The organism is Pseudomonas sp. S09G 359, assembly GCF_002843605.1.
Lineage (GTDB): Bacteria > Pseudomonadota > Gammaproteobacteria > Pseudomonadales > Pseudomonadaceae > Aquipseudomonas.
In genome coordinates this window covers 5,140,330-5,159,712 of the sequence record NZ_CP025263.1, presented here as the reverse complement: position 1 = coordinate 5,159,712, position 19,383 = coordinate 5,140,330, and the positions used below count along the sequence as shown (strand labels likewise).

The window sequence follows — 19,383 nt, the reverse complement described above, 5'->3', positions numbered from 1 at the left end:
AGGGGCTGCTGCACAGCCCCACGCGGGCAAGCCCGCTCGCCACAAAGGCCTGCTCAGGCGCCTGCTTGGTGGTCGAATGTGGGAAGTGGCAAGCCCCTCCCACATCAGGACTTTTCGCAAACCTCAGGGCTGTTGTTTACGCCCCGCCATATGCTTCAAATACCCCACCAATAAATCCAGCTCTTTGTCCGGTAGCACGCTGGCCGCGAACGCCGGCATCTTCGCCTGCGGCCAATGCCTCAAGCTTTGCGGGTCACGGATGTAGCGCTTGAGGAAATCGCCGCCGAAATACTCGGTGGGGTTGTAGGGAATATTCAGGTCAGGCCCCACCTGCGCATCACCGGCGCCGTTGAGCCGGTGGCACGCCAGGCAGTTTTTCTGGAACAACGCAAAACCCTGGTTGACCGGGCTATTCGCCGCCAATTTCGAGTCAGGCAACAGTGCCGGGAAGCGCTCGGCCACGGTCTTCAACTGCTTGATCGCAGAGACTTGGAAGGGCCACTGTTCCGGGCTGATATGCCCGGCTTGCGGGTCGGTCCACACCAGGTAAAACGGCCCGGCACTGGGTTTGCCGTCTGCCAGCGCGGGCCACGGGTGGGCCGGGTCTTCCACCGCCAGCCAGGCACGGGCGCCACGTGTTTCCAGCAGGGGCGCGGCCGCGAGTTCGGCGGCGAAGCCATCCAGGGCGACGGCTTGCAGATGGCTCTCAGGCTGCAGGCCCGGTAGCAGCACCGCCAACGGCACTGCGCGATAGGTCATGTTGCGCTTGTAGGAAACGTCATCGACGATCTGCACCGTCTGCGCGTCCGGGTGCTGGAGCAGCTCGGCGGTCTGCCAGGTCTTGCGGGTATGGTCGAGTTCAATGGTCAGTTGCGCCGCCGTGGCCGGCAGGCTGATGAGCAGGGCGAGAACGGCGAGGATCGATTTCAAGGCAGAGGCCCGATGCAAAATGGCGAGGGGGTTCACGATAGCGGAAATCCGCACGTAAAAAGACAGCCCCTGCAACAGGACCGCTATGCGCAATGTCCCGGCAGGTGCTGCCAAAAGCTGCAGTCCTGGTGCTGTGTGTGCACGAAATGTGGGGTGTGAGGGGTCACCCAATAACCTTGGTTAAGTTGGGCAAGATCAGAATCAATGTGGTGGCGAAGAGAATAAGTCCCGCCTGACGTACTTTCGAATGTTTGAACATGGCTGACTGCCTTTTGTTGTTATTCCTGAGCGTCAAATGCGTGCCGGTAAAATCTACTATGCCGATGTGACGTGTCGCTTTTCTTACAGTTGCTCCAGCAAAACCCGGCAGCAACCTCCTACTGAGTGAACCTTAGAGCCCTCGTTCTGCGTGGCTTAGATCCATTTCATATCAGCTAATCAGCTTTTTCGCTAAAAACGTAATGAGGCCTATCGCCATCTTGGCGCCAATGCCTTGGCTAGACAGCTAAAACGATTAATCAAGCTATTACCGTTGCGTCCTACCGTTCGTCCGAGCGTGGTGGTCAAAAGCAATGAGCGCATCGGTCATTGAAACCGTGTCAATCGGGCCTAAGGTAGGGGCACACCTGCACAGCAGTTCGAGGATGTCATGACCCAAGCTTTGATCTTTGATGCGATACGCACGCCCCGGGGCAAAGGCAAGGCTGACGGCGCCTTGCACAGCGTCAAGCCGGTAAACCTGGTGGCCGGCCTGCTCACCGCGCTGGCCCAACGCAGCGACCTCGACACCCAGCAGGTGGATGACATCGTGCTCGGCTGCGTCACCCCGGTGGGCGATCAAGGGGCCGACATCGCCAAGACAGCAGCGTTGGTGGCGGACTGGGCCATCAGCGTCGCCGGCGTGCAGGTCAACCGTTTCTGCGCCTCGGGCCTGGAGGCCGTCAACCTGGGTGCGATGAAAGTGCGCTCTGGCTTTGAAGACCTGGTGGTAGTGGGCGGGGTCGAATCCATGTCCCGCGTGCCCATGGGCAGCGATGGTGGTGCCTGGGTACTCGACCCGCAAACCAACATGCACAGCCACTTCACCCCCCAGGGCATCGGCGCAGACCTGATCGCCACGCTTGAAGGCTTCACCCGCGAAGATGTCGACACCTTCGCCCTACACTCCCAGCAGAAAGCGGCCAGGGCCCGTGCAGACGGTTCCTTCAACAAGTCGCTGATTGCGGTGCAGGACCAAAACGGCATCGTGCTGCTCGACCATGACGAATTTATCCGTGGCGACTCTACCCTCGAAGGCCTCGGCAAACTCAAGCCCAGCTTCGAGATGATGGGCCAGATGGGCTTCGATGCCACGGCATTGCGGGTCTACAGCCACGTCGAGCGCATCAACCACGTACACACACCCGGCAACAGCTCCGGCATCGTCGACGGCGCAGCACTGATGTTGATCGGCTCCGAGGCCAAGGGCCGCGAACTGGGCTTGCAGCCGCGAGCGCGTATCGTGGCCACGGCGGTCACCAGCACCGACCCGACCATCATGCTCACCGGCCCGGCACCGGCCACGCGCAAAGCCCTGGCCAAGGCCGGGTTGCGCGTAGAAGACATCGACCTGTTCGAGGTCAACGAAGCCTTCGCCTCGGTGGTGCTCAAGTTCATCCAGGACATGCGCATCGACGCCGCGCGGGTCAACGTCAACGGCGGCTCCATCGCCATGGGCCACCCACTGGGCGCCACCGGCTGCGCGATCCTCGGCACCCTGCTCGACGAGCTGGAGGCGCGCCAACAGCGCTATGGCCTGGCCACCCTGTGTGTCGGCGGTGGCATGGGTATCGCCACCATTATCGAACGCCTCTGAGCCGAAGGAATCAGTCATGACCGAAGCCATTCGTTACGAAAAAGGCCAGGACCAGATCGTGGTGCTGACCCTGGATATGCCCGGCCAGAGCGCCAACACCATGAACGGCGTGTACCGCGAGGCGATGGCGGCCACCGTCGCACGCCTTGAAGCGGAAAAGGACGACATAGCCGGGGTGGTTATCACCTCGGCGAAGAAGACATTTTTTGCCGGCGGCGACCTCAATGAGTTGATCAAGGTCGACAAGGCCCACGCCAAGGAATTCTACGCCAGCGTGTGCGTGCTGAAAGCGCAACTGCGCCGCCTGGAAACCCTGGGTAAACCGGTGGCCGCCGCAATCAACGGCGCGGCCCTCGGCGGCGGCTGGGAGATTTGCCTGGCGTGCCATTACCGCGTCGCGCTCGACGACAAATCGGTGCAGTTGGGCCTGCCGGAAGTGACGCTGGGCCTGCTGCCGGGCGGCGGCGGGGTGGTGCGCATGGTGCGCATGCTCGGGTTGGAAAAGGCCTTGCCGTACTTGTTGGAAGGCAAAAAAGTCCGCCCACAACAGGCGCTGCAAGCCGGCTTGATCAATGAACTGGAGGCGGACCGCACTGAACTGCTGGCCAAGGCCCGCGCCTGGGTTCTCGCCAACCCGCAGGCCAAGCAGCCATGGGACAACAAGGCGTACCAGATCCCCGGCGGCACACCGTCGAACCCCAAGGTTGCGCAGATGCTGGCGATAGCGCCTTCGATCCTGCGCAGCAAAACCCATGGCTGCTTCCCGGCGCCGGAGAAAATCCTCTGCGCCGCCGTGGAAGGCGCCCAGGTGGATTTTGATACCGCGCACCTGATCGAAACCCGCTACTTCACCGAGCTGGTCACCGGGCAGGTGGCGAAAAACATGATCGGCACCTTCTGGTTCCAGCTCAATGAAATCAACGCCGGCAGCTCACGCCCACACGGTTTTGCGCCTTACGTCACGCGCAAGGTCGGTGTGCTTGGCGCCGGGATGATGGGCGCGGGTATTGCTTATGTCAGCGCCTGCGCCGGCATCGACGTAGTGCTCAAGGACGTCACGCTGGCGGCCGCCGACAAGGGCAAGGCGCACTCGGCTGCGTTGCTCGACAAGAAGGTCGGTCGTGGGCAACTGACCGCCGAGCAGCGTGAAAGCACCCTGGCGCGTATTCGTCCTACGGCCGCCGATGCCGAATTGGCTGGCTGTGACCTGATCATCGAAGCCGTGTTCGAAGACCGCGAACTCAAGGCCAAGGTGTCGGCGGCCGCGCACAGCGTGGTCGGCGTCGACGCGGTGATCGCCTCCAACACCTCCACCTTGCCCATCAGCGGCCTGGCCACGGCCGTACCCGACCCAGGCAAGTTTATCGGCCTGCATTTCTTCAGCCCGGTGGACAAGATGCCCCTGGTGGAAATCATCAAGGGCGCGCATACCTCGGACGAAACCCTGGCCCGAGGTTTCGATTTCGTACTGCAAATCAAGAAAACCCCGATTGTGGTCAACGACAGCCGCGGCTTTTTCACTTCGCGGGTATTCGGCACCTTCACCAACGAAGGCATCGCCATGCTCGGCGAAGGCGTGGCTGCGCCGATGATCGAGACCGAGGCGCGCAAGGCGGGCATGCCGGTGGGGCCGTTGGCGGTGTCGGACGAAGTGTCCCTCAGCCTGATGAGCCATATCCGACAACAAACCGCCAAGGATCTGCAGGCGGAAGGTAAGGCTGTGCCGACTCACCCGGCGACACAGGTGATCGAGCTGTTGGTGAATGAATACAAGCGCGCGGGCAAGGCGGCGGGAGGCGGTTTCTACGACTACCCGGCCGGTGGGCAGAAGCACCTGTGGCCCGAGTTGAAAACCCGGTTTGAACAGCCAGGCAAACAGATTTCGCCCCAGGATGTGCGCGACCGTTTGTTGTTTATCCAGGCTATCGAAACCGTGCGCTGCGTGGAGGAGGGCGTGTTGATGTCCACGGCCGACGCCAACGTGGGGTCGATCTTCGGCATTGGTTTTGCCGCCTGGAGCGGCGGCGCCCTGCAGTTTATCAACCAGTACGGGCTCAACGACTTCGTCGCCCGCGCGCGTTATCTGGCCGAGCAATACGGCGAACGCTTCTCACCGCCGGCACTATTGCTGGAAAAAGCTGCACAGGGTGAAGCCTTTCGGTGATCAGCAGGTGGGAAGCAACCGGGGCTTGCCTTGAAGGGGTGTTTCAAGGCAGGCTCTGGGGTGTGCATTATTCCCATCACCGTGTCAGGTATTTTTTATGTCGCTACGCGTCTGTATCCTGGAAACCGATATCCTGCGTCCAGGCTTGATCGATCAATACCAAGGGTACGGGCAGATGTTCAAGCGCCTGTTTTCCAAGCAGCCGATTGCCGCCGAGTTCGTGGTGTACAACGTGGTGCAGGGCGAATACCCGTCGGACGACGAAGTGTTTGACGCCTACCTGGTCACCGGCAGCAAGGCCGATTCCTTTGGTACCGACCCGTGGATCCAGACCCTCAAGACCTACCTGCTCGAACGCTATGAGCGCGGCGACAAGTTGCTGGGCATCTGCTTCGGCCACCAGTTGTTGGCGCTGCTGCTCGGCGGCAAGACCGAGCGCGCCAGCAAAGGCTGGGGCATGGGCATCCACGACTACAAACTCGACGCCAAGGCGCCATGGATGAGCCCTGAGGTGCCAGAGCTGACGCTATTGATCAGCCATCAGGACCAGGTCACCACCTTGCCGGAAAACGCTACGGTTATCGCCTCCAGCGATTTTTGCCCGTTCGCCGCGTACCACATCGGCGACCAGGTGCTGTGCTTCCAGGGCCACCCGGAATTTATCCACGACTATTCCCGCGAGCTGCTGGAGATTCTTCAGACAACCTTGGGCGAAACGGTCTACACCAACGGCGTGGCAAGCCTGGAGCGCGACCACCACGGCGCAACCGTGGCGGAATGGATGATGCGCTTTGTGGCCCACAAGCCAGAGGCGCGGGTTTAAAGCCAGCCCGAGCGTTTGAAGCTGGCCCACAAGCCAGTACAGCCCAACGCAATAAACCCGAGCACGGCAAAATAGCCGTAGTGCCATTGCAGCTCGGGCATGTTCTGGAAATTCATCCCATAAATCCCCGCCACCGCCGTGGGGAATGCCAGGATCGCCGCCCACGCGGCGAACTTGCGTTGCACCACGCTCTGGCGTGACGCCTCCAGCAACACCCCGATCTCAATGGTCTGGCTGGCGATATCGCGCAGGGTGGTGAGGTCTTCCATCTGCCGCGTCACGTGGATCTGCACGTCACGGAAGTACGGGCGCATGTTCTTGTCGATAAACGGGAAGCTCAGCTTCTGCAGCTCCTGGCTGATCTCCACCATCGGCGCCACATAACGCTTGAGCCGCAATACATCGCGGCGCAGGCCGTGGATCTTCTGGATATCGCGCTCGCTCAAGGAGCTGCACAGCACGTTATGCTCCAGCTCATCGATCTCGGCATGGATGGCTTCGCTCACCGGCTGGTAGTTTTCGGTGACGAAATCCAGCAGCGCATAGAGTACGAAATCTTCCCCATGCTCCAGCAACAACGGCCGCGCCTCACAGCGCTGGCGCACTAAGCCGTAGGATGCCGAGTGGCCGTTACGTGCGGTAATGATGTAGCCATTGCCGGCAAAAATATGCGTCTCAATGAATTCCAGCTTGCCGTTATCACGCACCGGCGAGTAGGTGACGATAAACAGTGCATCGCCGAAGGTTTCCAGCTTCGGTCGGCTGTGTTTTTCCAGGGCGTCTTCGATCGCCAGTTCATGCAGGTTGAACTGGCGTTGCAGGTTGGCCAGTTCCTGGGCGTTGGGTTCTTCCAGGCCGATCCACACAAAGTGGCCGGGTTTGGCGGCCCAGGCCGCGCCTTCGTCAAGGGTGATATCAGTAACTTTCTTTCCGTCGCTGTAAACGGCGGCCGCAACAACTCTACCCATGGTGCTGATCACTTCTTATTAGGAGGACAGATGTTGGGCAGCTTAGCTCGAATGGCGTTCCGTAGTAGCTTTGGCAGATGTTCTAGAAGTGAGCTTTTTGTGGCGAGCGAGCTTGCTCGCGTTGGCGTGCGAAGCACGCCCAACAGTACCTAAGCAGATTGCAACTCCCGATCCATCCCCGCAATGCACGCATCCATCTGCGCCTGACAGGCCTGCATCAACGCCGGAATGTCATCCGAAGTCAGCCCAGCCGTAGGAATCGGCGGCAGCGAGCGTATGAGCACATCACCCGCGTCCCAGCGATTGAGCTGCATATGGGTGACGTAATTGCTCACGCACTTTGGCAGATGTTCTAGAAGCGAGCTTTTTGTGGCGAGCGAGCTTGCTCGCGTTGGCGTGCGAAGCACGCCCAACAGTACCTAAGCAGAGTGCAACTCCCGATCCATCCCCGCAATGCACGCATCCATCTGCGCCTGACAGGCCTGCATCAACGCCGGAATGTCATCCGAAGTCAGCCCCGCCGTAGGAATCGGCGGCAGCGAGCGTATGAGCACATCACCCGCGTCCCAGCGATTGAGCTGCATATGAGTGACGTAATTGCTCACGCACACCTGCACGATGGGCACACCGGCCGCAATCGCCATATGGAACGCGCCTTTCTTGAACGGCAGCAGGCCCTTGCCCAGGTTGCGCGTACCTTCGGGGAACACCCAGATCGAGGTGTCTTCGTGCTGCAAGGTGTGGGTGGTGGTGAGCATCGCGCGGCGCGCTTTGTGTGCGTTGCCGCGGTCGATCAGCACATTGCCCGCCAGCCAGAACAACTGGCCGAACAGCGGCACCCATTTCAGGCTTTTCTTGGCGATACACACGGTGCGATGCGGCACCACGTTGCCGAACACAAACAGGTCATAGTTGGACTGGTGGTTGGCGATGATCACGCAGGTGCCGGGCTTGTTGCGCAGTGAGTCCACGTCGGTCTTCACCTTCAGCCGCAGGATCCACATGGCTGGCAAAGCATACAGTCGTGCGCATAGGCGGCTGTTGTCCGGGTTGAACGGCCGGCATATACCAATCAGCACGCCAAGCACACCGGCGAGCATAAAGTGCGGGCCCATCAACAACATACGCAACAGAAAAAGCATCGACACAGCCTATCGGGGGCAAAAGGTGGCGCAGTGTACGGTTGTGCACTGTCTTCGGCAATTACCCCTGTAGAGGGAGGAGATAGGCGATGTTTAAGTACATATTTCAACATCTGCCAGCACCGGCAGGCTAGAGCGGCCGAAGACGATTCGGATTTGAATGTAAGAAAAAGCCCGACTCAAGGTCGGGCTCTTGCGAGGCGTCAGCAGGAATTAACTCAGGATATGCCCCTGGTCCTGGATGATCGCATCGTCCAGGGCTTCCAACAGCGCCTTCCGCACCTTCAGCTTGGTGTGCTTGTGGGCGTTCATATTGAGCTTCTTCAACTGGCGTCCGGCTTCCAGCGCTGCCGCCTGTAACTCCTCCGGTGCCACTACCTTATCAAGGAAGCCGGCGCCCAAAGCGCCCTGCGGGTCGAACATCTCGGCATTGATCACCGAGCGATGAAACGCCGACTTGCGCAAGCGATCACGCGCCAACTCGATACCGGCGTGGTGCATGGTCATGCCAATCGCCACTTCATTCAGGCCAATGCTGAACGGGCCCTCCACCCCAATCCGATAATCCGCCGACAACAGCAGGAACGCGCCCTTGGCCACCGCATGCCCAGGGCACGCCACAATCACCGGGAACGGGTGCGACAACAAACGCCGCGCCAACGTCGAGCCCGACGTCACCAGCCCGATCGCCTCTTTAGGGCCGGCGGTCATCACCTTCAAATCATAACCACCCGACAGAATCCCCGGCGTGCCGGTAATGATCACCACCGCGCGGTCCTTCTCGGCCTGGTCCAGCGCTGTATTAAAGGCACTGACCACATCGGGAGAAATGGCGTTCACCTTGCCGTTGCTCAAGGTCAGGGTCGCGATACCGTCTTCGAGGTGGTAGGCAATCAACTCACTCATGACGCGGTTCCTTGTAGGGCTTGTTATAGGAGGCTGTAATAGAAATGCATGCACAGACGTTACCCACCACGCCCGCCCCGGTAAAGCGCCGTGACTGACTACCCAGTCAGACTTTTCCCTCAAGCGCGCTGGCAGACAGCCTAGGGCAGGGCACAGTAGCCGTCCCGGACGTGTGTTATGCCTGCCTGAGAATGGCAGAATCACCACCCCTTGCCGGACGCATTCCGGCATAGCCTGCTAACCGCATGAAAATTCTGAAAAAAACCTTTGCCATCAGAAAGGCTTTCGACTACATTAGCGCGCCTCGACAGACTGAACTGGTTTGACGAGATACGGTGAAGTGTCCGAGTGGCTTAAGGAGCACGCCTGGAAAGTGTGTATACAAGAAATTGTATCGAGAGTTCGAATCTCTCCTTCACCGCCAAATTCGATGTAAACAAAACCCCTGGTTTCGAGAGAAACCAGGGGTTTTGTGATTTCTGGGGTTTGAAAATTCAACCTTTATCAGTTCACGCGCTTGGCATATCCATGCGTCGCCCAATGACGTCCAGCAAGTCGCAGCCATCCCGCAGCGGTATTGAGCACAGCAACGCGAAGTCACTGAGCACAACCGCATCACTACTGATTTCACTACGCAGTGCGAGGTTCTCCAGGACTTGGGTGACGGCACGAAGCCGATAGCTCGCGGCGTCGAGGAGTATTTCCAGGGGGACGGTGGTGTCGACAAAAATTGCAGGGGTGGCGCTGTCGTTGCTGGTGAGGGCCATGTATTGGTTCATGCGTGACTCCATTTAGACAAAGAAAAAACAACGAAGCTTTCACGGGTCAGTGCCAAAAGCGGCAATCGCCTAGAAATAACGTCGTTCACATTCCGTCTTGTTTTCGAGTCGCCAAACCCGGCCACTCATCAGAGCGACCGGGCGACTATAGGTTTGGCAATTTATAAGCGGAAGGCCGACGCTTCCGAATTGGACGTAGGACGTTGCCAAAAAACCTTTTTACGGTGAGCCCACCCCTCAATGCCTATGCCGATGATGCACATCCGGAAAATGCGCATGGCTATGCCTCAGCACTTTGTGCGCATGCACATGACTATGCGGCACCTTGGGATCCCACTCAAACCCATGCTCATGCTGATGATGCTCATCATGCACATGCCGGTGCCCGTGTTCCGTAGCCTCATGCAGATGCTCATGCGCATGCCGCTCGGTCAGGTGCAGCCACACCCCCAAGGCCATCAGTGCCGACGCCAGCCAGAACGCCATTGTCACTGACTCACCCAGTACCAGCAGCGCAATCGCGGCCCCCAAGAACGGCGCGGTAGAGAAGTAAGCCCCCGTGCGTGCACTGCCCAGCCCGCGTAGCGCCAGCACAAACATGACCAGGCTGATGCCATACCCCAGAAACCCAACCAGCAGGATCGGCGCCAGTTGTGTTGCGGCTGGTAGCTGCGCACTGAGATACAGCGCCAATCCGCAATTCACCAGACCCGCAATCAACCCCTTGGCCCCTGCTATAAACAATGCGTCAGACGCAGACACCTTGCGCGTCAGGTTGTTATCAATCCCCCAGCACAGGCAGGCGACGGCGACGGCAAACGGGCCGGTCCAGTCGTGGCTGGTTCCGCCACCCTCGGACGATGACAGCACCAGGCCGCCCAGTACTATCGCGAGCATCCCGAAGATTATGCGGCGATCGGCGTTCTCCCTGAACACCACCCAGGCGATTACGGCGGTCAGTACCGATTCAAGGTTGAGCATCAGGGAGGCGGTGGCGCCGGCGGTGCGGGCCAGGCCGAACATCAAGGCGACGGGGCCGAGGATGCCGCCGAAAGCGATGGCGCCGATCAGCCAGGGCCATTCGGAGGGAGTCAGGCCAGTGGGTTTCCAGCCGCGATCACGGATAAGGCGCACAGCGGCGAGGCCGAAGCCGCTGCCGAGGTAAAGCAAGCCGGCGAGCAGTACGGGCGAGAGGCCCAGCCCGAGGTGTTTGGCAAGCGGGGTGCTGGCGCCGAACAGGGCGGCGGCCGCGAGGGCATAAACGATACTGAGGTTCATGGGCTGCCCTCGAGAGTTCAGCCCATGATACGTGGTAAATCCCGTGGATTTACTGCGCGGTTTTCAGCTTAACCACATCACCCGAGATCTTGGTGGTGTAGCCGCTCAATACCCATGCCCAGAACCATTTTTCCTGAACTTCGGTGTTGATCAGCGCGTCGCCGCCTTTGGCCTGGATGGCGGCGGTCTGGGCGCGGACGAAACGGCTGTTCTGGCCGATCGGGATGATACCGAACAGCATGATGCCGGTGGCGCTGGCTTCGCTGTGACCCAGCACGGTGTATTGGCTGCTGTCGTATTGCGGGGATTTGATGGCGGTGCCGGTGCAGCCTGCAAGGGCGAAACCGAGAACTGCTGCTGCAACCACTTTACTGACGTACTTCACTGGGAAACTCCATGGGCTAAAGCCCGAGATTCAATTCTCGGGGGCCGCACTTTAATCGCTCCCGTAACAAAATGAAAACAATCGCCCCTTAGGCCTGCACATACACCCACGCCGTCAGCCCTGACGCCAGTGCCACCGACACGCGTTTGTAGTCCGACACTTCATACGCATCCGCCGCGGCCAATTCCTGCTCGGTAATCTGAAACACCGTCCCCTCAACCCGCGCGCCGTGCTCGGTGGAGGGCCTGACAATAGGGTGATGAGTCTTGCCACTGCTGGCCAGCACCTGCGGGTCGGTGATTTCTACCCAACTTTGCGCATAGCCCAACATGGCGTCGTGCTGGCCGGACAGTTCGCGACCGAAGTTGGCCAGTTGCACGGCTTTGTCCTGCAATGTGCCGTAGGAAAACAACAGCACGGGGTGTTCGGTGGAGCGGTTCATTTGTAGTCCTTAACGGTCAAGCGAGTAAGTCTTCGTAGAAGGCGCCGTAGGGTTTGGTCGGATGGGCAATCTGGATTTCGAGGATCCACAACCCGGCATTCGGGTAGTGTTCAAAATCCCTCAGGTCGCCGCCGCGATGGATCGCGTGGGGGAAGTCGCTGACGCGGTGGCCCTTGATGTCGAGGTTCAGTTGCCAGCCCATGGCCTGGGCCTGTTCTTCGGCGTAGCGGTAGAGCTCGAGGCCGACGACCCGGTCGTTTTTCCAGCGCGTTTGCACGCGGTCGAACAGCTCTTTGGCGGCAGCGGCACAGGCGATCATTTCCGCGTCGTTGCCGGTGGCAAAGGTGGCGCCGGCGTCGCCTTCGTGGCCTTGCCACACGGCGCCCATGTCGATGAAGAAAATATCGTTGTCGCCCAGCACCGGGTCACCTTCGGAACGTTGGTTGAAGGCCTTGAGGGTGTTGGCGCCAAAGCGCACCAGCAGCGGGTGCCAGATGCGTTGCATGTCGAGGTCAGCGAGCACTTGCTTGCCCAGCTCGCGGGCTTGGGACTCGAGCATGCCCGGGCGGATGCGCTGGGCGAGCTGTTCGATGGCTTGCCAGGTCATGGCCTGGGCGTAGCGCATGGATTCGATACTGTAGGCGGCGCCCACGGCTTCTTTGGGTTGTGCGGACACCGGTGTCTCCTTGGGTAGCGTTATGCTATTTACTATATAGCGCTGAGGGCAGGGCGCCCAAGTAAAATTGCTAGAGATGCAGCCACGCCAGGCCACCCAATACCATCGCCACACCGCCCGCCGTGTAAGACATGCGTTTAAGCCACTCCTTGCGCGTCAGCAAGGTGATCGCGGCCAATGAAATCGCAATCTGAATCGCGGTCATCGCCTGGGCCCAGCGATGATGCTGGTGCAGCGCCTGTTCGGATTTTTCGTCCCATTCCCGCGAGGTGGCTTCGAGTTTCTCCGCCTGTTTGCGCACGTCTTCCTTCTGGCTTTTGTAGCGCTCGATCTCTTGCTTGTAATGCGCGGCATCCACCCCCGGAATGTGGGTGGCCAGTTCGGCCAGGTTTTGCCGGCTGGACTTGGCCTGGTAGTAGTTCCACTGGTTGGCGGCCTCGGTCTTGATGATGGCCGCGTTGTTTTTGTCCATCGCCGCTTCGCTTTCGGTGGAGCCGGCCTGGTAGCTGAGCATGGCGCCGAGGGTGGCCATCAGGGCGGTCATCACCGCGATGCGGCTGGCGAAATTGTCCCCGCGGCCGTGGGCATGTTCGGTGGTGTGTTCTAGGTGTTTTTCGTGGGGGCTGGGGACTTCGAAGGCTTCGGACATGGGGGCGTCTACGAACGGAATGAGGGAGACTGATTCTTCACCTCTTCAGCTGTCTCAACCCTGTACGTAACGCCGGATCAGCCGCCCATACACAACAATATTGATCAGCAGCACCACCGCCCCCAGCACCAGTTGAATACCTGGGGTCAGCCCGGCCGGATAGATCAGCGTGAGGATGTAGTGTTCGATAAACCCACCGCCATAACCGTCCTGCCCGGCCAGGTGGCGAAACAGGTTTTCCCAGCGGGTCAGCGGGCAGGGCAGGTGGAACACTTCCACCGCCACGCCCCAGGCCGCCGCCGGCAGGTGCAGCCAGATCACCGGCCGCCATTTCAGGGCCAGCAGCCCGCCGAACAATACGAACAGGATGAAACACAGGTGAAACAGCACCAGGCCGTCGGCCGCTGCGCGATAGAGCATGTTTGGGTTCGCTTTAAAGGTTGGCCGGGGTCGGGCGCTGGGTTCTTCTTTCAGGTTGATGCATTCATGCGCAAGCCGGGCGTGGGGATGCTGGGCGGCGCGGGTTACCGGAATAAAATTACAACTCCAGCTGGCTGGCGTTGATGCCAAACGCCTCAGCGATTTTCTCGCGTGTTGCCCGGCGAGGTTTGTTCACTGCTTCTTGCTGGGCGAAGGCCGATTGGGAGATGCCCAGGCGCTTGGCGACTTCTTCCTGGGTCAGGTTCAGGTGTTCGCGCCAGGCGCGGATGGGGGTTGCGCCATCCACCAGGCGGCTGACGACGGCGTGGGGGATAAGGTTGGGGTCGTTCTGTTGGGCCAGATAGCGTTCATAGGGGATCACCACGAAGGCTGGCTTGCCCTCCGTATTGTGGATGATCTGTATGGCAGTAGGTTCGTTCGTCACGTTTTTTGACCTCTTGAATACTGACCACATGGATGTCGCCGTCCCAGTCGAAAAGCACGCGGTAATGACCTACCCGTAAACGATAAGCGTGGGAGTAGTTAACCAGCGCCTTGACGTTGGTGGTATCGGGCATGCGTTCAAGAGCGAGGACGGCGTCGCGTACTTGATGCTGATGGTACGAATGCAACCGAAGCAATTGTTTGACGGCTTTTCGTGTCCAGTGGATTGAATTCATGGGAGGTTAATAAGTCTTTTATAAGGTTTGCAAGGGGTGTTTTCTGGTGGTCGGTGAACTGCCTCTACAAACCCTAGCTGGCCGCGCTGTAGGCCTGTGGGTAAAACTGTTACGCGCTATTAACCGCGCCGCGAAGGTTGCTTACTGGCAGCGTGCGCCGCTATTGTGCTGAATCCTTTTAGTCCTTCCCCCAGGGTTTTGTAGTGATGAATGCTCCGCGTACCGCAGTCGGTCCGATCAAGGCCGTGATTTTTGATATGGACGGATTGTTGCTGGATACGGAAGGTATCTACACCGAAGTTACGCAGATAATCGCCGAACGCTACGGCCGCACCTACGATTGGGGGATCAAGCAGCACATCATCGGCCGAGGGGCTCAGGACCTGGCGGACTATGTGGTAAAGGCGCTGGACTTGCCGATCACCCCGGCTGAGTTCCTGACGATTCGCGAACCGTTGATGAGCGAGCGTTTCCCCAAGGCCCTGGGCATGCCTGGCGCCGAGGAGCTGGTGCGGCACTTGAAAGCGCACAATATTCCGATTGCCGTGGGCACCAGTTCATCGCGCAATTCTTTTGGCCACAAGACCACGTTGCACCGTGAGTGGTTTGGCTTGTTCGACACCATTGTCACCGCGGACGACCCGGAAGTCGGTGCCGCCAAACCGGCGCCGGACATCTTCCTCACCGCCGCGCGCCGCCTGGGTGTAGCGCCCGAGGATTGCCTGGTGTTCGAGGATTCGCCATTCGGCGTCACCGCCGCCAAGGCCGCCCACATGACCGCCATCGCGGTGCCCGACGAGGCCATGGCCGACAGCAAGTACCACCACGCCGACCAGATCATCCGCAAACTCGCGGACTTCGACCTGGCGGCCTACGGCCTGCCGCCAATGTCCTGATTCAACCCGGTCAAAATGTGGGAGGGGGCTTGCCCCCGATAGCAGTGGATCAGTCACAAATAAACTGGCTGACCCACTGCCATCGGGGGCAAGCCCCCTCCCACATTTGGTTTTGCAGAGCTCCAGAAACGTCAGGCGCTGAAACCACCGTCGATGGTCAAGCTCGCACCAGTGATGTAACCCGCTTCCGGCCCCGCCAGATACGCCACAAAGCTGGCGATCTCTTCCACATGCCCGTAACGGCCCACCGCCATCAACCCAATCAGGCTTTCGGCAAAATCACTGTTCGCCGGGTTCATATCGGTGTCCACCGGCCCAGGCTGCACGTTGTTGATGGTGATGCCGCGTGGCCCCAGGTCCCGCGCCAGGCCCTTGGTCAAACCGACCAGCGCGGCCTTGCTCATTGCGTACGGCCCGCCACCGCCAAAGGGCATGCGCTCGGCATTGGTGCTGCCGATATTGATCACGCGACCCCCTTCACCCATATGCTTGGCGGCTTCCTGGGTGGCGATAAACACGCTGCGCACGTTGATGGCCAGGGTCTGGTCGAAGTCTTCGAGCTTGAAGTCTTCCAGCGGCGCGATGGCCAGCACGCCGGCGTTGTTCACCAGGATATCCAGGCGGCCGAAGGCTTCTACGGTGGCGTGCACGGCGTTGCGGATCGCCGTGGCGTCGGCGCTGTCGGCGTGAATCGCCAGGGCTTTGCCGCCTGCGCTGATCACGCTGTTCTGCAATTCTTCAGCCTTGGCGGCCGAGCTGACATAGGTAAAGGCCACGGCTGCACCCTGCGCCGCGAGGCGCTTGACGATGGCGGCGCCGATGCCGCGGGAACCGCCTTGAATCAAGGCGACTTTGCCGATGAGGTTCTGTGTGGTCATGTCGATCTCCTAGCTGTTCAAGGCGGGATGCCTTGTTGTTGGAGCCGAGTATCGACCTCACCCGCCCCTGCCGGTAGACCGTGATTGCTATAGTCTGTGTAAACCAAAAGTTTAGAGTGGGGCGATATGGAAAGCTTTGGCAGTATCGAATGCTTTGTACGCAGCGCCGAGGGCGGCAGTTTTGCCGAGGCCGCGCGACACCTGAGCCTGACCCCGGCGGCCGTCGGCAAAAGCGTCGCCAAGCTCGAAGCGCGCCTCGGTGTGCGGCTGTTTCAGCGCAGCACCCGGCGCCTGGCGCTGACCGAAGCCGGCAAACTGTTCCTGGAAGAAGTCAGCGGCAGCCTCACCACTATCCAGAATGCCGTGGCCAACCTGGCCAGCGCCGAGGGGCGGCCGGTGGGCACGCTCAAGGTCAGCATGGGCACGGTGTTCGGCAATCGCTATGTGGTGCCGCTGCTCGGGGAGTTTATGCGACGTTTCCCGGATATCAGCCCGGATTGGCATTTCGATAACCGTCAGGTCGACCTGATCGGCCAGGGCTTCGACGCCGCGATTGGCGGTGGTTTTGAGCTGCCTCAAGGGGTAGTGGCGCGCAAGCTGACTCCCGCGCACCGTGTGCTGGTCGCCGCGCCGGGCTACCTGGCGCAACGCCCGCCGGTGCGCGAGCCCGAAGACCTGGCGCGCTGCAGCGGCATCCTGATCCGCTCGCCGCAGACCGGCCGCGTGCGTTCCTGGCAGCTGACCAGCCTTGAGCGTGAACATCGCCCCTTGGTACTCAAGCCCGGCATGACCATGAGCGACTCCGAAGCCGCTTGTTGTGCCAGCGCCCAGGGCCTGGGGATTGCGCTGGTGAGCATGCCGATGGCGGTGCCGTTTTTACGCAGTGGCGAGGTGGTGCGCGTGCTGCCCGACTGGTATGTGGATGACGGCAATATTTCCATCTACTACGCCGAACACAAACTGCTGCCCGGCAAGACCCGGGCGTTTGTGGATTTCATCATTGAGCAGTTTGCCGAGCAGAAACTGGGACGGAGCTTCAGCGCGATTTAAAGCCAGGCATACATTTTTGATCTTCAGTGGCCAAACTTTCCCGGCCAGCCGATGATCTTCTTCGGCCGCGGCGTCGCATAAGTCCGAATCTTCGACGTCGACAGCCCCAGCCGCACCAGCGACTCGGCAATGGTCACCGCCGCTGTCACCCCATCCACCACCGGCACGCCGGTGCGTTGGCGAATCTGCTCGTCCAACCCGGCCATGCCGCCGCAACCCAGGCAGATCACCTCCGCCTTGTCCTCGCTGATCGCCAGTTCTGCCTGGCGCACGATGGCTTCCATGGCGGCCAGCGGGTTTTCTTCCAACTCCAGCACGGCCATGCCACTGGCCCGCACCGAGGCGCAGCGTTGGTACAGGCCGGCCAGTTTCAGGCGGTCTTCGATCAGCGGCACAGTGCGGTCCAGGGTGGTCACCACCGAATAGGCGTGGCCCAGGAACATCGCGGTGCTGGCGGCGGCTTCGGTGATGTCCACCACCGGCACGTTGAGCAACTCCTGCAAGCCTTCGCGACCATGTTCGCCGTAGCCGGCCTGGATCACCGCATCGAAGGGCTGGTCGTAGGCCATCACCCGGTCCATCACGGCGATGGCCGCCAGGTAACTTTCAAAATTGCCTTCCACCGATTCGGCGCCGAAGTAAGGCGTGAGCCCGACAATCTCGGTGCCCGGTGAGGCCACGGCCCGTGCCTGCTGGGCGATGGTGTCGGTGATGGAAGCGGTGGTGTTGACGTTGACCACGAGGATGCGCATGGAATGTCCTTGATTAATGACTGACGTTATCGACTGCAATGCTTTCGCCACTGACATCGGCGTAGTGCGGCTGGCGCTTGGCGATCAGCAGGTATAGCAACCCTGCAATACCGGCGCCAAACAACCAGGAAAACGGCGACACGCTGGCAAACCCTGGCAACAGCGCCAGCAGGATGGCGATCACGGCCGCAGGAATAAAGGCCGCCACCGCACGTAAGTTGACCCCACGGCTGTAGTAATAAACGCCATTCGGGTCTTCGCTATACAGCTGCGGCACGTCCACTTGGCTTTTACGGATCAGCCAGTAATCGACCATGATCACCCCATACAGCGGCCCCAGCAGTGCGCCCAGGCCAGACAGGAAATACACGATCACCAGCGGGCTGTTGTAGAGGTTCCACGGCAAAATCAGCACGGCCACGGTGGCGCTGATCAGGCCGGCGCGGCGAAAGTTCAGGTACTTGGGCGCCAGGTTGCTCAGCACAAAGGCCGGCGCAACGAAGTTGGCCATGATGTTCACCGCCACGGTCACGATCAGAAAGGCCAGGCAACCGAGCACGAGGAAGAAGGTATTGGGGATGGCCGCGATGATTTCAGTCGGGCTTTCGATCACCCGGCCATTGAGTTGGAATTGCCCACCGCAGAGCAGCACGGTGATGGCGGCAAACACCAGGATATTCACGGGCAGGCCCCAGAAGTTGCCGACCTGGATGGTCTTGCGGCACGGCGACGAGCGGGCGAAGTCGCAGAAATTGAGGATCAGCGTGCCGTAGATTGCCAGCCACAGCGCGCCACCGGCAAAGATATTGCGCCACATCTCAGCGCCGCTCAGCGGCTCGCGGATCGACCAGGCAATGTTGCCGCCCGCCTGGTAATACATCCAGCCGGCCAGGGAGGCCACGGTCAGCAGGATCACCGGCCCGGCGAAGCCTTCATAGCGCCGCACCATCTCCATGCCGTAGGCCAGGATCACCAGTTGCACGAACCAGATGGCTACGAAACAGGCCCAGCCCAAGGTCGACAGGCCCAGGATCGAGTTGTGGTCATAGTCGGCAAAGCCTGGATGAATGGCCGTCAGCAATACACGGAAAACCACCGAAGCCAGGTAGGTCTGGATACCGAACCAGGCAATTGCAATCACCGCGCGGATCAACGCTGGAATCTGCGCACCATGAATACCGAAGCTGATGCGGCTGATCACCGGGAACGGTACGCCGGTTTTCTGCCCCATGTACCCCGACAGGTTCATGAAGAAGTACACCAGCGCCGCGCCGATCCCCAGGGACAACAGGATCTGCCAGCCACCCAGGCCCAGCGCGTACAGGCCAATGGCGAACGAGTAGTTGGCAATGTTGTGCACGTCGTTGGTCCACAGCGCAAAGATGCTATAGCGCCCCCAGCGGCGACCCTCGACCTTGGTGGGCGCCAGGTCTTTGTTGTGCAGGCGCGGGCTGAGTACCAACGGGCCGGGGCTGGCGGCCTCGGGGTTCAGGGCGGAGGAGGGCAGATCCAGTGCAAGGTCATTCGAGAGGCTTGTACGCATTCCGGCAGGCTCCAGCACATCTGCAGCGAAGCCGCGGATGGCAAAGTGTATGTAGGTTTTGTATTTATTGTATACAAAGCGCTTTTCACCTTAAGCCATAGGCGTGCCAGTTTTCGATCTATGAAAACCGTGGGTAATTTCGTTTTTATAGGGGGCGCAAATAACTA

Annotated in this window: 20 protein-coding genes, 1 tRNA gene and 2 pseudogenes; 6 read left to right on the top strand and 17 right to left on the bottom strand. The window is 60.2% G+C overall.

The annotated features are described in order from the left end of the window. Positions 1-123: 123 nt before the first annotated feature. Positions 124-930: a cytochrome c gene (locus CXQ82_RS23530; protein WP_101273858.1), complete on the bottom strand. Its 807-nt coding sequence runs from the start codon at positions 928-930 to the stop codon at positions 124-126. A gap of 649 nt (positions 931-1,579) precedes the next feature. Here CXQ82_RS23530 and CXQ82_RS23525 point away from each other — a divergent pair. From CXQ82_RS23525 to CXQ82_RS23515, 3 genes are all read left to right on the top strand, one after another. Continuing rightward, a complete protein-coding gene (locus tag CXQ82_RS23525; protein ID WP_101272525.1) occupies positions 1,580-2,785 on the top strand; it encodes an acetyl-CoA C-acetyltransferase in 1,206 nt (401 codons plus the stop codon). A gap of 16 nt (positions 2,786-2,801) precedes the next feature. Further along, positions 2,802-4,949 (top strand): 3-hydroxyacyl-CoA dehydrogenase NAD-binding domain-containing protein, encoded by a 2,148-nt coding sequence (locus CXQ82_RS23520; RefSeq protein WP_101272524.1) that lies wholly within the window; start codon positions 2,802-2,804, stop codon positions 4,947-4,949. 97 nt (positions 4,950-5,046) lie between these two features. Then, the gene (locus CXQ82_RS23515; RefSeq protein ID WP_101272523.1) at positions 5,047-5,772 is read left to right on the top strand and encodes an amidotransferase; all 726 of its coding nucleotides are present in this window, start codon (positions 5,047-5,049) and stop codon (positions 5,770-5,772) included. Here the strand turns inward: CXQ82_RS23515 and CXQ82_RS23510 are convergent. The 4 genes and pseudogenes from CXQ82_RS23510 to CXQ82_RS23495 all read right to left on the bottom strand — a co-directional run bounded on the left by CXQ82_RS23510 (position 5,769) and on the right by CXQ82_RS23495 (position 8,788). Beyond that, on the bottom strand, positions 5,769-6,740 hold the full coding sequence (locus tag CXQ82_RS23510; RefSeq protein WP_101272522.1) for a magnesium and cobalt transport protein CorA: 972 nt from the start codon (positions 6,738-6,740) through the stop codon (positions 5,769-5,771). The two genes, CXQ82_RS23515 and CXQ82_RS23510, sit on opposite strands and share 4 nt — an antisense overlap. Positions 6,741-6,889: 149 nt before the next feature. Then, a pseudogene (locus CXQ82_RS23505) lies at positions 6,890-7,078 on the bottom strand (1-acyl-sn-glycerol-3-phosphate acyltransferase); the annotation flags it as partial. An 81-nt stretch (positions 7,079-7,159) separates the two neighbouring features. Further along, positions 7,160-7,882, bottom strand: coding sequence for a 1-acyl-sn-glycerol-3-phosphate acyltransferase (locus CXQ82_RS23500; protein ID WP_101272521.1), 723 nt, complete (start codon positions 7,880-7,882; stop codon positions 7,160-7,162). Positions 7,883-8,095: 213 nt separating this feature from the next. Then, a complete protein-coding gene (locus CXQ82_RS23495; protein WP_101272520.1) occupies positions 8,096-8,788 on the bottom strand; it encodes a crotonase/enoyl-CoA hydratase family protein in 693 nt (230 codons plus the stop codon). A 334-nt stretch (positions 8,789-9,122) separates the two neighbouring features. Between CXQ82_RS23495 and CXQ82_RS23490 the strand changes: the two genes are divergently transcribed. Then, positions 9,123-9,212, top strand: a tRNA-Ser gene (locus CXQ82_RS23490). Positions 9,213-9,297: 85 nt separating this feature from the next. Here CXQ82_RS23490 and CXQ82_RS23485 read toward each other — a convergent pair. The 9 genes and pseudogenes from CXQ82_RS23485 to CXQ82_RS23445 form a co-directional block, all read right to left on the bottom strand. Beyond that, positions 9,298-9,567: a short-chain dehydrogenase gene (locus tag CXQ82_RS23485; RefSeq protein WP_101272519.1), complete on the bottom strand. Its 270-nt coding sequence runs from the start codon at positions 9,565-9,567 to the stop codon at positions 9,298-9,300. Positions 9,568-9,804: 237 nt separating this feature from the next. Continuing rightward, on the bottom strand, positions 9,805-10,845 hold the full coding sequence (locus CXQ82_RS23480; RefSeq protein WP_101272518.1) for a DMT family transporter: 1,041 nt from the start codon (positions 10,843-10,845) through the stop codon (positions 9,805-9,807). 49 nt (positions 10,846-10,894) lie between these two features. After that, on the bottom strand, positions 10,895-11,230 hold the full coding sequence (locus CXQ82_RS23475; RefSeq protein WP_101272517.1) for a hypothetical protein: 336 nt from the start codon (positions 11,228-11,230) through the stop codon (positions 10,895-10,897). Between the two features lie 88 nt (positions 11,231-11,318). After that, the gene (locus CXQ82_RS23470) at positions 11,319-11,672 is read right to left on the bottom strand and encodes a gamma-glutamylcyclotransferase family protein (protein ID WP_101272516.1); all 354 of its coding nucleotides are present in this window, start codon (positions 11,670-11,672) and stop codon (positions 11,319-11,321) included. A 16-nt stretch (positions 11,673-11,688) separates the two neighbouring features. Further along, a complete protein-coding gene (locus tag CXQ82_RS23465) occupies positions 11,689-12,348 on the bottom strand; it encodes a M24 family metallopeptidase (RefSeq protein ID WP_101272515.1) in 660 nt (219 codons plus the stop codon). 70 nt (positions 12,349-12,418) lie between these two features. Further along, positions 12,419-12,997: a DUF4337 domain-containing protein gene (locus CXQ82_RS23460; protein WP_101272514.1), complete on the bottom strand. Its 579-nt coding sequence runs from the start codon at positions 12,995-12,997 to the stop codon at positions 12,419-12,421. Positions 12,998-13,051: 54 nt separating this feature from the next. Beyond that, entirely contained in the window at positions 13,052-13,417 is a 366-nt protein-coding gene (locus tag CXQ82_RS23455) for a DUF2784 domain-containing protein (RefSeq protein ID WP_101272513.1), read from the bottom strand. Between the two features lie 118 nt (positions 13,418-13,535). Beyond that, a complete protein-coding gene (locus CXQ82_RS23450) occupies positions 13,536-13,892 on the bottom strand; it encodes a helix-turn-helix domain-containing protein (RefSeq protein WP_101272512.1) in 357 nt (118 codons plus the stop codon). After that, positions 13,846-14,097 (bottom strand): annotated as a pseudogene (locus CXQ82_RS23445) (type II toxin-antitoxin system RelE/ParE family toxin); the annotation flags it as partial. The gene CXQ82_RS23450 and the pseudogene CXQ82_RS23445, both read right to left, overlap by 47 nt. A 206-nt stretch (positions 14,098-14,303) precedes the next feature. Here CXQ82_RS23445 and CXQ82_RS23440 point away from each other — a divergent pair. Beyond that, the gene (locus tag CXQ82_RS23440) at positions 14,304-14,993 is read left to right on the top strand and encodes an HAD-IA family hydrolase (protein ID WP_101272510.1); all 690 of its coding nucleotides are present in this window, start codon (positions 14,304-14,306) and stop codon (positions 14,991-14,993) included. A 131-nt stretch (positions 14,994-15,124) separates the two neighbouring features. On the opposite strand, the gene CXQ82_RS23435 is transcribed toward CXQ82_RS23440, so the two are convergent. Then, complete coding sequence (locus tag CXQ82_RS23435) at positions 15,125-15,871, bottom strand: 3-oxoacyl-ACP reductase family protein (RefSeq protein ID WP_101272509.1); 747 nt, start codon at positions 15,869-15,871, stop codon at positions 15,125-15,127. Between the two features lie 126 nt (positions 15,872-15,997). On the opposite strand from CXQ82_RS23435, the gene CXQ82_RS23430 reads away from it, so the two are divergent. Beyond that, a complete protein-coding gene (locus CXQ82_RS23430; protein ID WP_101272508.1) occupies positions 15,998-16,921 on the top strand; it encodes a LysR family transcriptional regulator in 924 nt (307 codons plus the stop codon). Positions 16,922-16,944: 23 nt separating this feature from the next. On the opposite strand, the gene CXQ82_RS23425 is transcribed toward CXQ82_RS23430, so the two are convergent. Both CXQ82_RS23425 and CXQ82_RS23420 read right to left on the bottom strand, forming a co-directional pair. After that, positions 16,945-17,673, bottom strand: coding sequence for an aspartate/glutamate racemase family protein (locus tag CXQ82_RS23425; RefSeq protein WP_101272507.1), 729 nt, complete (start codon positions 17,671-17,673; stop codon positions 16,945-16,947). 13 nt (positions 17,674-17,686) lie between these two features. After that, positions 17,687-19,216, bottom strand: a complete 1,530-nt coding sequence (locus CXQ82_RS23420) for an NCS1 family nucleobase:cation symporter-1 (RefSeq protein WP_101272506.1) — start codon at positions 19,214-19,216, stop codon at positions 17,687-17,689. Positions 19,217-19,383: the final 167 nt, after the last annotated feature.